General features: G+C 71.8%; 12 protein-coding genes. 10 read left to right on the top strand and 2 right to left on the bottom strand.

Translation table 11 applies throughout. From position 1 onward, the window contains the following. Positions 1–116: 116 nt before the first annotated feature. The 7 genes from ASC60_RS28310 (at position 117) to ASC60_RS28280 (ending at position 8,855) form a co-directional block, all read left to right on the top strand. Positions 117–1,511, top strand: coding sequence for an alpha/beta fold hydrolase (locus ASC60_RS28310; RefSeq protein WP_159043331.1), 1,395 nt, complete (start codon positions 117–119; stop codon positions 1,509–1,511). A gap of 178 nt (positions 1,512–1,689) precedes the next feature. Then, positions 1,690–2,982: a P450-derived glycosyltransferase activator gene (locus ASC60_RS28305; RefSeq protein ID WP_055555810.1), complete on the top strand. Its 1,293-nt coding sequence runs from the start codon at positions 1,690–1,692 to the stop codon at positions 2,980–2,982. Between the two features lie 41 nt (positions 2,983–3,023). Then, a complete protein-coding gene (gene oleG1, locus ASC60_RS28300) occupies positions 3,024–4,310 on the top strand; it encodes an L-oleandrosyl-oleandolide desosaminyltransferase OleG1 (protein WP_055555853.1) in 1,287 nt (428 codons plus the stop codon). Positions 4,311–4,314: 4 nt separating this feature from the next. After that, positions 4,315–5,595, top strand: coding sequence for an oleandolide olivosyltransferase OleG2 (gene oleG2 / locus ASC60_RS28295; protein ID WP_055555851.1), 1,281 nt, complete (start codon positions 4,315–4,317; stop codon positions 5,593–5,595). Continuing rightward, positions 5,585–6,325: a class I SAM-dependent methyltransferase gene (locus tag ASC60_RS28290; RefSeq protein WP_055555808.1), complete on the top strand. Its 741-nt coding sequence runs from the start codon at positions 5,585–5,587 to the stop codon at positions 6,323–6,325. Before oleG2 ends, ASC60_RS28290 begins: the two co-directional genes overlap by 11 nt. A gap of 74 nt (positions 6,326–6,399) precedes the next feature. Beyond that, positions 6,400–7,551 (top strand): hypothetical protein, encoded by a 1,152-nt coding sequence (locus ASC60_RS43355; RefSeq protein WP_055555806.1) that lies wholly within the window; start codon positions 6,400–6,402, stop codon positions 7,549–7,551. Positions 7,552–7,631: 80 nt separating this feature from the next. Continuing rightward, positions 7,632–8,855 carry a cytochrome P450 gene (locus tag ASC60_RS28280; RefSeq protein ID WP_055555805.1) on the top strand — a complete coding sequence of 408 codons (1,224 nt, stop codon included), beginning with the start codon at positions 7,632–7,634 and terminating at the stop codon, positions 8,853–8,855. A 93-nt stretch (positions 8,856–8,948) separates the two neighbouring features. Here ASC60_RS28280 and ASC60_RS28275 read toward each other — a convergent pair whose 3' ends face one another. After that, complete coding sequence (locus ASC60_RS28275) at positions 8,949–10,658, bottom strand: TlrC/CarA/OleB/SrmB family ABC-F type ribosomal protection protein (protein ID WP_079038683.1); 1,710 nt, start codon at positions 10,656–10,658, stop codon at positions 8,949–8,951. Between the two features lie 437 nt (positions 10,659–11,095). Between ASC60_RS28275 and ASC60_RS28270 the strand changes: the two genes are divergently transcribed. Continuing rightward, positions 11,096–11,302: a DUF5302 domain-containing protein gene (locus ASC60_RS28270; protein WP_055555804.1), complete on the top strand. Its 207-nt coding sequence runs from the start codon at positions 11,096–11,098 to the stop codon at positions 11,300–11,302. 666 nt (positions 11,303–11,968) lie between these two features. Next, entirely contained in the window at positions 11,969–13,246 is a 1,278-nt protein-coding gene (locus ASC60_RS28265; protein WP_055555803.1) for an MFS transporter, read from the top strand. Between the two features lie 291 nt (positions 13,247–13,537). Here ASC60_RS28265 and ASC60_RS28260 read toward each other — a convergent pair whose 3' ends face one another. Continuing rightward, on the bottom strand, positions 13,538–13,717 hold the full coding sequence (locus tag ASC60_RS28260; protein WP_055555802.1) for a hypothetical protein: 180 nt from the start codon (positions 13,715–13,717) through the stop codon (positions 13,538–13,540). A gap of 609 nt (positions 13,718–14,326) precedes the next feature. On the opposite strand from ASC60_RS28260, the gene ASC60_RS28250 reads away from it, so the two are divergent. Further along, positions 14,327–15,166: a family 16 glycosylhydrolase gene (locus tag ASC60_RS28250; protein ID WP_055555798.1), complete on the top strand. Its 840-nt coding sequence runs from the start codon at positions 14,327–14,329 to the stop codon at positions 15,164–15,166. Position 15,167: the final 1 nt, after the last annotated feature.

Below are 15,167 nucleotides of genomic sequence, written 5' to 3'. Positions count from 1 at the left end.
GCTGTCGGAGCGCCGGCCTGCCGGCGACGAGTGTGGCGTGGGGGATGTGGGCCGGTCAGGGTATGGCGTCGGTGGAAGGTGTGGGGCAGGAGTTGTCCCGTCGGGGGGTGCGGGCGATGGATCCCGAACGTGCTGTCGCCGCGATGGCCGACGCGGTTGGTCGTGGTGAAACGTTCGTCGCGATCGCCGCCGTGGACTGGGAACGCTTTGTGACCGGCTTTGCCTCCGCTCGTCCCCGCCCTTTGATCAGCGACCTGCCGGAAGTCCGTACCGCCCTGCAGAACCAGGAGCAGGACCAGCTCCATGCCCCCGTCCCCGAGGACCGATCGGCACAGCTTCTGCGGCAGCTGTCCCTGCTGTCTCCCGCCGGACGGGAAGCCGAGCTGGTGAAGCTCGTCCGCACCGAGGCCGCCGCTGTTCTCGGGCACGGCTCCGCGCAGGACGTCCCGGCCGAGCGGGCGTTCAAGGAGCTGGGCTTCGACTCACTCACCGCCGTTCAGCTCCGCAACAGACTGGCCGCCGCCACCGGCACCAGGCTCCCCGCCGGCGCCGTCTTCGACCACCCCGACGCTTCGGTTCTCGCCAGGTGGCTGCACGCAGAGATGCGGCATGCCGATAGTGGACACGGTGGTGCGCACGCCGGTGGACCTGGGCCGGACGCCGACGATGGTCGGTCGGTCGGCGCTGGGCAGAGCGGAATGCTGGCCGATCTGTACCGGCATTCCGCCGAGTTGGGCCGGAGCCGGGAGTTCATCGGGCTGCTGGCCGAGACCGCGGCCTTCCGCCCGGTGTTCCACGGGCCGGCGGACCTCGACGCGCCGTTGGAGGCCGTTCCGCTGGCGGACGGGGTGCGCAAGCCGCAGTTGATCTGTTGCAGCGGGACCGCGCCGGTCGGCGGGCCGCACGAGTTCGCGCGCCTGGCTTCGTTCTTCCGCGGCACTCGTGCGGTCTCGGCGCTTCCGCTGCCCGGCTACCTGCCCGGTGAGCAGTTGCCCGCGGACCTCGACGCCGTGCTCGCCGCGCAGGCCGAGGCGGTGGAGAAGCAGACCGGGGGTGCGCCGTTCGTCCTGGTCGGCTACTCGGCGGGCGGACTGATGGCCCACGCGCTCGCCTGCCACCTGGTCGGACGCGGCACACCGCCGAGCGGTGAGGTGCTGGTGGACGTCTATCCGCCGGGACGGCAGGAACCCGTGTTCCGCTGGCAAAAGGAGCTCACTGAGGGCATGTTCGCCCAGGACTTCGTGCCCATGGACGACACGCGGCTGACGGCCCTCGGCACGTACGACCGTCTCATGGCCGAGTGGCGGCCGGCGCCCTCCGGACTGCCCTCCCTTCTGATCCGGGCTACCGAACCCATGGCGGAGTGGACCGGGGCCACCGACTGGCGGGCCTCCTGGGAGTACGACCACACCGCCGTCGACATGCCGGGGAACCACTTCACGATCATGCGCGAGCACGCGGAGGACGCGGCCCGGCACATCGACGTCTGGCTGAAGGGGCTCACACCCTGACACCTGCCCGCACCCCGTGACTCCTGCCCGCACCCGGCGTCCCGGTCCTCCCAACCCGTATGCGTAACGGCCGAGTCGCTCAGGAAGTCCCCATCGGCATGCCCCGCATTCCTCCTCCCTCCGAACGCATCGACGACCCGAATCCCCGCAGGGACCGGCGAAGGAGCGTGTTGCACTCATGCAGGACATGCAAGGCGTACAGCCCGAACAGCAAGTGCCGAACACGCGGCAGACGCAGCTCGAGCAGAGCGAGCAGCGCACGGAAGCCGCCCAGGAGATGGAGGACAGCGAACTGGGGCGCCGCCTGCAGATGCTCCGCGGCATGCAGTGGGTCTTCGGCGCCAACGGCGATCCGTACGCCCGGCTGCTGTGTGGCATGGAGGAAGACCCGTCACCCCTCTACGACGAGATACGGACCCTGGGCGAGCTGCACCGGAGCAGGACCGGAGCCTGGGTCACCGCAGCCCCCGGGCTCGGGGGCCGCATCCTCGCCGACCGGCAGCTCGGTGCCCGGCGGCTCGTTGCCGGTGCGGGCGAGACCGACGGGCTGGAGCAGTACGTGCTGCCCGGGCACCAGGCGTTCCTGCGGCTGGAGCGCGAGGAGGCCGAGCGACTGCGGGAGGTCGCGGCGCCGGTGCTGGGGGCCGCGGCGGTCGACGCGTGGCGCCCGCTGATCGACGAGGTCTGCGCGGGGCTCGCGAAGGGGCTGCCGGACACGTTCGACTTGGTCGAGGAGTACGCGGGGCTGGTGCCGGTCGAGGTGCTGGCGCGGATCTGGGGCGTCCCCGGGGAGGACCGCGCCCGGTTCGGGCGTGACTGCCGGGCGCTCGCTCCCGCGCTGGACAGCCTCCTGTGTCCCCAGCAGTTGGCGCTGAGCAAGGACATGGCGTCCGCCCTGGAGGACCTGCGACTCCTCTTCGATGGCCTCGACGCGATGCCGCGCCTCGCCGGCCCCGCCGGCGGTGACGGAACGGCCGTGGCCATGCTCACCGTTCTGCTCTGCACGGAGCCGGTGACCACGGCGATCGGGAACGCCGTGCTCGGGCTCCTGCCCGGGCAGTGGCCCGCGCCCTGCACCGGCCGGGTGGCTGCCGGGCAGGTTGCCGAGCAGGCGCTGCACCGGGCGGTGTCGTACCGTATCGCGACGCGGTTCGCCCGGGAGGACCTGGAGTTGGCGGGCTGCGAGGTCAAGTCCGGTGACGAGGTGGTGGTCCTGGCCGGAGCGGTCGGCCGGGACGGACCGTCCGCAGCCGCCCCACCAGCCCCGCCCACCCCGCCCGCCCCGTCGGTCTTCGGTGCCGCCGCCTTCGAGAACGTGCTGGCCGAGCCCCTCGTCCGGGCCGTGACGGGAGCGGCGCTCCACGCCCTCGCGGAGCGGGCCCCCCGGCTGACGGCGGCGGGACCCGTCGTACGACGGCGGCGTTCCCCCGTCGTCGGCGGGCTGCACCGGGCTCCGGTGGCTGCGGCATGAGCATCGCGTCGAACGGTGCGCGCCCGGCACCCCGCCGGCCCCTGCGCGTGATGATGACCACCTTCGCGGCCAACACGCACTTCCAGCCGCTGGTTCCCCTGGCCTGGGCACTGCGGACGGCTGGGCACGAGGTGCGCTTGGTGAGCCAGCCCTCGCTGAGCGACGTGGTGACGCAGGCGGGGCTCACCTCGGTCCCGGTGGGCACCGAGGCTCCGGTCGAGCAGTTCGCGGCGACCTGGGGCGGCGATGCCTACATCGGCGTCAACAGCATCGACTTCACCGGCGACGACCCCGGCCTGTGGACATGGCCGTACCTGCTGGGCATGGAGACCATGCTGGTGCCGGCCTTCTACGAGCTGCTGAACAACGAGTCCTTCGTGGACGGCGTGGTCGAGTTCGCCCGTGACTGGCGGCCCGACCTGGTGATCTGGGAGCCGTTGACGTTCGCCGGCGCGGTGGCGGCGCGCGTCACCGGCGCGGCCCACGCCCGGCTGCCGTGGGGGCAGGAGATCACCCTGCGCGGGCGGCAGGCGTTCCTCGCCGAGCGTGCCCTGCAACCGTTCGAGCACCGGGAGGATCCCACGGCCGAGTGGCTGGGCCGCATGCTCGACCGGTACGGCTGCTCGTTCGACGAGGAGATGGTCACCGGGCAGTGGACCATCGACACGCTGCCGCGCAGCATGCGGCTGGAGCTGTCCGAGGAGCTGCGTACCCTGGACATGCGGTACGTGCCGTACAACGGACCGGCGGTCGTACCCCCCTGGGTGTGGGAACCGTGCGAGCGGCCCCGGGTCTGCCTGACGATCGGCACCTCCCAGCGTGACTCCGGCCGGCACCATGTCCCCCTCGACCACCTGCTCGACTCCCTCGCCGACGTGGACGCGGAGATCGTGGCCACGCTCGACACCACCCAGCAGGAGCACCTGCGGGGCGCGGCCCCCGGCAACGTCCGGCTGGTGGACTTCGTCCCGCTGCACGCGCTGATGCCGACCTGCTCGGCGATCGTGCACCACGGTGGTCCGGGCACGTGGTCGACGGCGGCGCTCCACGGCGTCCCGCAGATCATCCTGGACACCTCGTGGGACACGCCGGTGCGGGCGCAGCGCATGCAGCGGCTCGGGGCGGGCCTGTCGATGCCGGTGGAGGAACTGGGCGTCGAGGCGCTGCGGGACCGGGTGCTGCGGCTGCTGGGGGAGCCGGAGTTCCGCGCGGGCGCCGAGCGGATCCGGGCCGAGATGCTCGCGATGCCGGCCCCCGGTGACGTCGTACCGGACCTGGAACGGCTCACCGCGGAGCATGCCACCGGCGCGGTGGCGGGGAGGCGGTGAGACGATGCGTGTACTGCTGACCTGCTTCGCCAACGACACGCACTTCCACGGGCTGGTGCCGCTGGCGTGGGCGCTGCGGGCCGCCGGGCACGAGGTCCGCGTGGCCAGCCAGCCCGCCCTGTCCGACACGATCACCCAAGCGGGACTGACCGCGGTGCCCGTGGGCCGGGACACCGCCTTCCTGGAGCTGATGGGGGAGATCGGCGCGGACGTCCAGAAGTACTCCACCGGTATCGACCTGGGCGTCCGTGCGGAGCTGGCGAGCTGGGATTACCTGCTCGGCATGCACACGACCCTGGTGCCCACGTTCTACTCGCTGGTCAACGACGAGCCGTTCGTCGACGGCCTCGTCGCGCTGGCCCGGGCCTGGCGGCCCGACCTCATCCTGTGGGAGCACTTCAGCTTCGCCGGGGCGTTGGCGGCGCGGGCCACCGGCACGCCCCACGCCCGCGTGCTGTGGGGGTCGGACCTCATCGTCCGGTTCCGCCGGGACTTCCTCGCGGAGCGGGCGAACCGGCCCGCCGAGCACCGCGAGGACCCCATGGCCGAGTGGCTGAGCTGGGCGGCCGAACGGCTGGGCTCCACCTTCGACGAGGACCTGGTGACCGGGCAGTGGACGATCGACCCGCTGCCGCGGAGCATGCGGCTGCCCACCGGGACCACGACGGTGCCGATGCGGTACGTGCCGTACAACGGGCGGGCCGTGGTCCCCGCATGGGTCCGGCGGCGCGCGCGGCGGCCCCGGATCTGCCTGACGCTCGGGGTGTCGGCCCGGCAGACCCTGGGCGACGGCGTGTCGCTGGCGGAGGTGCTGGCCGCGCTGGGCGACGTGGACGCGGAGATCGTGGCAACGCTGGACGCCTCCCAGCGCAAGCTCCTGGGGCCTGTGCCGGACAACGTCCGGCTGGTGGACTTCGTGCCCCTGCACGCCCTGATGCCGACCTGTTCGGCGATCGTGCACCACGGCGGCGCCGGTACCTGGCTGACGGCCGCCGCCCACGGCGTTCCGCAGATCGTCCTCGGTGACCTCTGGGACAACCTGCTGCGCGCCCGGCAGACACAGGCCGCGGGCGCGGGCCTGTTCATCCATCCGTCCGAGGTCACCGCGGCCGGGCTCGGTGAGGGCGTGCGCCGGGTGCTGACGGACCCTTCCATCCGGGCCGCCGCACAGCGCGTCCGGGACGAGATGAACGCCGAGCCGTCGCCGGGCGAGGTCGTGCCGGTGCTGGAGCGGCTCGCCGCGAGCGGCGGACGCGGACGAGGAGGCGGGACCCATGCGGGCTGACACGGAGCCAACTTCCCGGTACGAGGACGAGTTCGCCGAGATCTACGACGCCGTGTACCGGGGCCGGGGGAAGGACTACGCCGGCGAGGCGAAGGACGTGGCGGACCTCGTGCGCGACCGGGTGCCGGACGCGTCCTCCCTCCTGGACGTGGCCTGCGGCACGGGCGCGCACCTGCGGCACTTCGCCGCGCTCTTCGACGACGCCCGCGGTCTCGAGCTGTCCGCGAGCATGCTGGACATCGCCCGCTCCCGCATGCCGGGCGTGCCGCTGCACCAGGGGGACATGCGCGCCTTCGACCTGGGCCACACGTTCTCCGCGGTCACCTGCATGTTCAGCTCGGTCGGCCACTTGGCCACCACCGCCGAACTCGACGCGACGCTGCGGTGCTTCGCCCGGCACACCCGGACCGGTGGCGTGGCCGTCGTCGAGCCGTGGTGGTTCCCGGAGACCTTCACCGACGGCTACGTGGCGGGCGACATCGTACGCGTCGACGGCCGGACCATCTCCCGGGTGTCCCACTCGGTGCGGGACGGCGACGCCACCCGCATGGAGATCCACTACGTGATCGCCGACGCCGAGCACGGTCCCCGGCACCTGGTCGAGCACCACCGCATCACGCTGTTCCCGCGGCAGGCGTACACGGCCGCGTACGAGAAGGCGGGCTACACCGTCGAGTACCTCGACGGCGGCCCCTCGGGCCGGGGGCTGTTCGTCGGCACCCGGACGTGAACCCGCCGCGCACCGCCCGATCACCTGCTCACGCCGTTCACACCGATCACCGGACCACGCGAAGGACCTTTCACATGTCGTACGACGACCACGCGGTGCTGGAAGCGATACTGCGGTGCGCCGGAGGTGACGAGCGCTTCCTGCTGAGCACCGTCGAGGAATGGGGACCCGCCAGGATCACCGCGGCGCTCGTGGACGAGTTGCTGTTCCGCTGCGAGATCCCGCAGGTGGGCGGCGAGGCGTTCGTCGGCTTGGACGTCCTGCACGGCACCGACCGGATCAGCCATGTGCTGCAGGTGACGGACGGCAAGCCGGTCACGTCGGCGGAACCGGCCGGCCAGGAACTGGGCGCCGTACTGGAGTTCACGCTCAGCGACCTCCTGCGGGAGCTGTTCGGCCCGGCGTCCGGCCGCACCGCGGGGGCCTTCGGCGTCTCCTTCCTGCCCGACCTGCGCGGCCCGCGGACCATGGAGGGCGCGGCCCTGGCCGCCCGCGCCACCAACGTGGTGCTGCACGCGACGACCAACGAGACGCCCCCACTGGACCGGCTGGCCCTGCGCTACGAGTCCGACAAGTGGGGGGGCGTCCACTGGTTCACCGGCCACTACGACCGGCACCTGCGGCCGCTGCGCGACCAGGCGGTGCGGATCCTGGAGATCGGCATCGGCGGCTACGACGATTTGCTGCCGAGCGGCGCCTCACTGAACATGTGGAAGCGCTACTTCACGCGCGGCCTGGTCTTCGGCGTGGACATCTTCGACAAGTCCGCATGCGACCAGCCGCGCGTCAAGACGCTCCGCGGCCGGCAGGACGACCCGGAGTTCATGCGCCGCGTCGCCGAGGAGCACGGGCCGTTCGACGTCATCATCGACGACGGCAGCCACATCAACGCACACATGCGGACGTCGTTCTCGGTGATGTTCCCCCACCTGCGCAACGGCGGCTTCTACGTCATCGAGGACACCTTCACCTCCTACTGGCCCGGGTACGGAGGCCACCCGGAGCCCGGTGCCCGTCCGGACACCGCGCTGGAGATGGTCAAGGGACTGATCGACTCGCTGCACTACGAGGAGCGGCCGGACGGCGCGGCCACGGCCGACTACATCGCCAGGAACCTCGTCGGGCTGCACGCCTACCACAACCTCGTCTTCCTCGAGAAGGGCGTCAACAAGGAGGGCGGCATCCCACACACCGTGCCCCGGGAGCCGTTCTGGAACGACAACTAGCCGACGGCCGCAACCAGAGCCGGAAACCGCACCACTGCTCGCGCCACCTCCGGACCACCTCCAGCAAAGGAGACACCGCTGTGACCGACACGCACACCGGACCGACATCGGCCGACGCGGCACCCGCCTACCCGTTCAGCCTGCCGCACGCCCTGGACCTCGACCCGCACTACGCCGAACTCCGCCGCGACGACCCCGTCTCCAGGGTGCGCCTGCCCTACGGCGAGGGCACGGCCTGGCTGGTCACCCGCATGTCCGACGCCCGTATCGTCCTGGGCGACTCCCGCTTCAGCACCGCGGCCGCCACAGATCCCGCCACCCCCCGGATGTTCCCCACCCCGCCCGAGCCGGACGGCGTCCTCGCCCAGGACCCGCCGGACCACACCCGGCTGCGGCGGCTCGTGGGCAAGGCCTTCACGGCACGCCGAGTGGAGGAGATGCGGCCCCGTGTCCGCGCCCTCGTCGACTCCCTGCTCGACGACATGGTGGCGCACGGTTCACCCGCCGACCTCGTCGAGTTCCTCGCCGTTCCCTTCCCCGTCGCGGTCATCTGCGAACTGCTCGGCGTGCCCCTGGAGGACCGCGACCTGTTCCGGACCTTCTCCGACGCCATGCTCTCCTCGACCCGGCTCACCGCCGCGGAGATACAGCAGGTCCAGCAGGACTTCATGGTCTACATGGACGGCCTGGTTGCCCAGCGCCGCGACGCCCCCACCGAGGACCTGCTCGGCTCCCTCGCCCTCGCCACCGACAACGACGACCACCTGACCAAGGGCGAGATCGTCAACATGGGCGTGAGCCTGCTCATAGCGGGCCACGAGACGTCGGTCAACCAGATCACCAACCTCGTCCACCTCCTGCTGACCGAGCGCAAGCGCTACGAGTCGCTGGTCGCCGACCCGGCCCTCGTGCCCGCGGCGGTGGAGGAGATGCTGCGGTACACACCGCTCGTGTCCGCCGGCAGCTTCGTCCGCGTGGCCACCGAGGACGTGGAGCTGAGCACCGTGACCGTGCGGGCCGGTGAGCCCTGCGTCGTCCACTTCGCGTCGGCCAACCGGGACGAGGAGGTCTTCGACCACGCCGACGAGCTGGACTTCCACCGTGCGCGCAACGCGCACATAGCTTTCGGGCACGGAGCGCACCACTGCATCGGCGCCCAACTGGGCCGACTGGAACTCCAGGAGGCCCTGTCCGCCCTCGTCCGGCGCTTCCCCACCCTCGACCTGGCCGAGCCGGTCGCGGGACTGAAGTGGAAGCAGGGCATGCTGATCCGCGGATTGGAACGCCAGATCGTCTCCTGGTGACGGCCGGCCGCCCGGCCGCCCACCGGGCACCGGCGTCACCAGGGCACCGGCCGGGACCGGAGACCCGGCCGGTGCCCCTCGCCCGAGGCCGTCTCACTCCACGAAGCGGCCACCCTCCATGTGCATGCGGCGGCCGGTGAACCGCTGCGCGAACATGCGGTCGTGGGAGACCACGACCAGTGCGCCCCGGTAGTGCGCCAGTGCCTCCTCCAGGTCCTCCACGAGCGCGGGCGACAGGTGGTTCGTCGGCTCGTCGAGCAGCAGCAGGTCCGCCGGATCGCGCAGCAGACGGGCCAGGGCCAGCCGCCTCAACTGCCCGGTGGACAGGTCTCCCACCGCGGTGCCCAGCGCCGAGGGCCGGAAGAGCCCGAATCCCAGGAGCGCGCCCCGGTGTTCCTCCGCAGGGCCGGGCAGCCCCGCCGCGAAGGCCGCCAGCAGGCTCTGCTGCCGGTCGGCGATCTCCGTCTCCTGCGGCAGCCAGCCGATGCGCTCCGGGCGCTCGCACTCGCCCTGATCGGGCGCCAGGTCACCGGCCAGCACGCGCAGCAGGGTGCTCTTGCCCGCGCCGTTGTGCCCCGTGACCAGGATGCGCTCACCGGGGTCGACGGTGAAGGACGGGACGTCGAGCCGCGTGCCGACGGTGACCTTGTACAGCTCGGCGAGTGCCCCGCCGCGCTCGACCGTGCCGCCGCCCTCCACCCGGACCCGGAAACGCATGGGTTTAGGGGGCCGCGGCACCGGGTTCTCCTCCAGCCGGCGGACCCGCTCCTTGGCGTTGCGGACCCGCGCGGAGATCTGCTTCTCCACGTTGCGCTGGTGGCGCTGGTTCGACCGCTCGGTGTTGCGCCGCGGACCGGTGGCCAGGTTGTCGGCGGCGCTGCGGGCCAGTTCGCGCTGGCGTGCCAGGTCCTCCAGCCAGTCCTGGTACGTCTGCTCCCAGCGGCGCCGCGCGGCCGCCTTGGCTTGCAGGTATCCCGCGTAACCGCCGCCGTGCCGGTTGACGGTGCGCCGCTCGCCGTCCACCTCCCACAGGGCGGTGGCCACGCGCTCCAGGAAGACCCGGTCGTGCGAGACGACCAGCACGCTGCCGCGGTGGGCCCGCAGGCGCTCCTCCAGCCACTCCAGCGCCCCGACGTCGAGGTGGTTGGTGGGCTCGTCGAGCAGCATCAGCTGCGGGGACGCGGCCAGCAGGCAGGCCAGGTTGAGACGCGCCTGCTCACCTCCGGAGAGGCTGCCGAGCCGCCGGTCGCCCGTGATGCCCGCCAGACCGAGGCCGTGCATCGCCGCGTCGACACGGGCGTCCGCCGCGTAGCCGTCGCGGGCCTCGAACGCCTCCAGCAGGTCGCCGTAGGCGCCGAGCAGGCCCTCCAGCTCCTCGGGCTCCGCCCCGGCCAGCGCCTGCTCCGCCTTACGCAACCCCCGCTCCAGGGAGCGCAGTTCGGCGAGGGCGTGGTCGATGGCGTCCCGCACGGTGTCGTCTGGGGGCAGGTCCGGTGTCTGGGGGAGGTAGCCGCAGCCGCCGGGGGCCCGGACGAGGACCTGGCCACCATCCGGGCGGTCCACGCCGGCGAGCATGCGGAGCAGGGTCGACTTGCCCGATCCGTTCTCACCGATGATGCCGACGCGTTCGCCGAGTGCCACCGACTGGTTGATGCCGTCCAACAGCGGCCGTCCGCCGGGTGCTCGGACGATGTCGTCGAGGACGACCTGGAAGGAACCGGTCTCCGGTTGCGTGGGAAGGAGCTTTTCCGACGTGCCGGTGAGCGCCGCGGCGCCGGTATCGGAACGGTGTGCATTCTGCATGGGTGATCCGCCATTCGGAGAAAAAGAGGCAGTGTGGCCAAAAGGGAGCGGTCCACGGCAGACGGCGGAAGAAGAGAATGCCTCGGCGAACACGGCTCACCCGACGGTGCGCGACGCGAAAAACGGAGGCGAAGAGGCGAGGCCGGGAGGCGTCGCAATCAGCGGCAGGAGAAGCCGCGTCACCGTCCTGCCGGGAACCCTCGACGGCGCCGGAGCGGAACCGCGTACGCGGTGCTCCTCGTCGCCCGGACTCCCGTGGCGGTATCAGAGGAAGTAGTAACTGACCACGTCGGCACGATAGCAGAGCAGACGGAGCTGACAGGGGGCCGCGTGATGCGATGGCTGAATATGCGCCACGCCCCGGATCGCTTGCTCGCGGGACGACGAGGCCGTGTGCGAATGTGTCCCGGGCAGTCGTTCGTCAGCGGGAGGTTCACATGCAGGACAACCAGGGTGGATCCGGAGCCGAGTCCGAGTCCGAGACCGAGATCGAGAGCGACGTCAAGCGGAAGTTCCGGGAAGCACTGGAGCGCAAGAAGCTCCTCAGCCGGGAACGCCGGGCGCACGAGGACGCTCGTTCCAAGGTGAACGGAACGTCCCGCAAAGGCGCCAAGAAGCCGAATTTCCGCCGCAAGGCCGGGTGACATCGACCGCTCCGCACACCCGTGCCCCACAGCTCGACTCCGCTGCGACAGGGGCCTGTCCGCGCCGGGGAACCGGCCCGGGCAGGTGTAAGGTGGCGGGCATGTATCCAGGTGTCGGTTCCCTGAAGCTCCGCCGCCGCGCCTGACGGTGCGGCCCTGAACTCTCGTTTCGCGTGCCCACCGTCGCGGTGTCAGTGCCGGGCGGCTTCTTCGTGCTGCCCGGTTCCGGAGCGAACCTGTGGAGCACACTGTGGGTGCATTCCCCGCAAGGGGCCGGCCTGAGGCCGGCCGACCGATACACGAGTTCACCGATGCGAGCGAGGACCGCCGGCCCGGGCGCCGGTGGTCGACGACGCCGGCCACCCCTTCCGCACTGGCCCTGACGGGCCCCGCTCGCCGGCGCCGCTCCCGGCCCCGGCCGGCGGCACCACCCGGGTACGCCGCTCCCGCGGCCCTGGCGGCGTGCGCCGCGCACAGGCCGTACCGGCCCGGCCGGTCTGCCGGCGGACCTCTGCGCCCTGCCGTCCCCGCAGCAACGCTCGCGGGACACGGCGAGACCGCCCCTCGGCCGCCGGCCGCCGTCACCACCCCGGGGCGCCGGAGTCTCGCCGCTCTCGCGCCGGCGCCGTCCACCACCGCTCCCGTGCCTGCCGGAAGGGCCGACTCATGACCAAGCGACACCTCCCCGCCGTCCTCGCGCCCCTGGGCCGGCCCGGCTACCGCCGCCTCTTCGCCGCCATGGTCCTCGCCCTCTTCGGGTACGGCGCGTGGACCATCTACCTCGCGCTCCAGGCGCTGGAGCTCGGTGCCTCGGCGCCGGAGCTGGCCTCGGTCGTCGTCTGGACCGGCGTGGGCCTGCTGGCGACGGCGTTCGCCACCGGTGTGGTCGCCGACCGCGCCGCGAAGAGGTCCGTGCTGCTGGCGGTGCTCGTGGCCAACCTGGCGACGACGGGAGTCATCGCGGGGCTGTCCCTCGCGGACGGCCTCGCACTGTGGCACCTCAGCGTGTCGGCGTTCGCCGTGGGGGCCGCCACGGCGTTCTTCTTCCCCGCCTACACCGCACTCGTTCCCGTCGTCGTGCCCGCCTCCGACCTCATGGCCGTCAACGGCCTCGAAGGGGCCACGCGCCCGTCCGTCCAGCAGGCGGCCGCCCCCGCCGCCGTCGGGGCACTCGTGGGCGCGACCGTTCCGGCGGCAGGTGCGCTGCTGACCGTGTCCGTGTTCGCCGCGGCGCTGCTGTGCACGCTGGGCCTTCCCCCGGGCGCACCCGAGGCGGAGACCACCCGGACGCATCCCGTGCACGACCTCGTCGAAGGGTTCCGGTTCGCGGCCCGCACCCCGTGGATCCTCGCGAGCGTCGTCTTCGCGGCGCTCATGGGGCTGTTGGTGACCGGCCCGCTGGAGGTGCTCCTCCCCGCCCTCGTGCGGGCCCGGTCCGACAACGGATCCACCGTCTACGGACTGCTCGTCGCGGTACTCGGTCTCGGCGGCCTGGCCGGGTCGCTGGTCGCCGGCTCCCTCACCATGCCGCGGCGCTACCTGACGACGATGCTGGGCAGTTGGGCACTGGGCTGCCTGCCGATCGGCCTGGTCGCGCTCACGGACCACCCCTGGGTCATCGGCGCGAGCCTGTTCGTCTACGGTGCCCTGCTCAGCGTCGGCCTGGTCATCTGGGGCACGCTCCTGCAACGGCGGGTGCCGATGGAGATGATCGGGCGGATCGCCGGACTCGACTTCCTGATCACCATCGCCTTCATGCCCGTGTCGATCGCCTTCGTCGGCCTGGTGTCGCAGCAGCTCTCCCACCGGGTCCTGTTCCTGATCGCGGGCCTGGCACCCATCGTGCTCGCGGTGCTCGTGGGCGGCCTTGCCAAGGTGCGCGCCGACGAGACCGCCCACCCGCTCGACGACGACACCATCCAGGAGGAAGTGACACACCGGTAGGAGGACACCGCAGGATGCCGGCGGCGTGCCGGTCCGCTCCGTATCCACCGGCCCGGATACGGCGAGTCGTACCGGCGCGGCGCCGAGCTGCCGTCACAGGCGCCGCCTATGGGGGACAGGGCCGACGCGATGGTGCGAGGCCGGGCCGCCGGGCAGCCCCTGCTACGGACGGAGCAACTCGGCAGGGAGCACCCGGTCGAGTGCGGCGGGCAGGCATTCCTCGTCGCCGGTGCCGACCAGGTCCAGGACGCCGCCCTCCGCCGCACAGTGGCGGTTCGAACTCCTCGATGCTCATGCGGGGTGCGTGGCGATCCACACCCCGGCGGCCCGGAGGGCGAGCGGGAGGAAGCCGCACCTGAGGGCCGTGCGGGCCAGCGCCGTCGGCTCCGCGTCGGTGCGATCGTCCCCGATCAGGGACCGGAGGAGGCCCACCGCGTCCTCGAACTCCAGCGGGCCGAGCCTCAGGCGCACCGCCGGTGCGGTCAGGACCTGCTTTTGGATGGTCGTGTCGCTTCTCTACCGGATGACTCGATGTCTTCTCTCTGTCCCAGCAGTGCTCCTACGGCGGGACACCTCGAAGGAGGCTGAGCTTCTCGTCCTGCGGCACGAAAACGCTGTCCTGCGACGCCAGCTGCGGGGGCGGGTACGGTACGAGACGGCGGACCGTCTCTGGTTCGCCTCCCTGTCCTCGCTGATCCCCGCCGCCGCGGGGTCAAGGTCTTCCCGGTGGTGGACGTGATCAAGGGGGCTGGTGGTGCTGCCGTTGGCAGTAGCGGTGGCGAAGCTTTCACGGGGCATCCAGGGCTGACACGGGCTTCGCGGGGCCCGCTGGCGCCCACTGTCAGGACTCGGCGGGGCCCTGGAGCATGGGGAGGGGCTTAGGGAGGGGCGGACCCTCCCACTGGGTGTGTTTTCGCAGGTGACTGCGTTGCCCTGATTCTCCGTCCGGTTAACACACCGTCCCGCGCCGGACCTTCCCCGCCGGGCTCCGTCCCGAACCGTTGACGTCTTCTGGGGGCCGCGGGATTGTGGTGGCTCCTGTTTGCTTGTGTTCGAAGTTTCGGACTTCGGGAGGCGGCCATGCGTGGCGTGTCAGCACCGGGCGGGCGTTACGGACGCAGGAGATTCCTCGGCGGAGCAGCCGCCCTCGGCGGGGCCGCGGCCCTGGCCGGGTGGCCCCGCCCGGCGGCCGCCGCGCCGGCGGCGACCTGGGAAGACGTGATCAACGGCTCCTTCGGGAGCTACGGCGCCTTCGAGGCGGAGTGGAACTACCTCTACCCGTGGGGCTCCGACCACAACGGCAGTGCCCGGATGTACGGCAGCTCCACCGACCACAACCACATCACGCTCGCCTCCGGGGTGCTCACCCTGAAGGCCACCCGCATCACCTGGGACGAGGGCACCAGCGGCTCGTCCCCGCATCTGCCGATCCGCTACCACTCGGGCGCGGTGCACGCGAAGAACCAGATCGTGGTGACCGACCAGTTCCCCGACTACGAGGTCAAGGGCGAGTTCCAGGCACCGAGCGCGGCCGGGACCTGGCCCGCCTTCTGGCTGACCGGCGTCAACAGCTGGCCGCCGGAGAGCGACATCCTGGAGTTCAAGGGCAACTCCAACAACTGGTTCAACACCTTCCGCAGCTCCTCGGACGTCTCCAGCACGATCGTCGGGGTCTCCGGCCCCGGGAACTGGCACACCTACCGCGCCTGGATCACCAAGGTGAATGCCACCGACGTGGACATCCACTACTACCTCGACGGCACCTGGAAGGCCGTCCACCGCGGCGCCGGTTTCGTCGGCAAACCGCTGTGGCTCATCATCAACCTCCAGATGGAGGGCTCATCGGGCTCCTCCGGACCCGGCGGCGACACCTACTACCGGGCCCGGAACGTGTACGTCGGGCGGAACCGCACCCGCTGAG

The organism is Streptomyces sp. NBRC 110028, from assembly GCF_001417735.1.
Classification (GTDB): domain Bacteria; phylum Actinomycetota; class Actinomycetes; order Streptomycetales; family Streptomycetaceae; genus Streptomyces.
The sequence above is the reverse complement of the archived record's forward strand: the minus strand, read 5'-3'. Positions and strand labels throughout refer to the sequence as shown.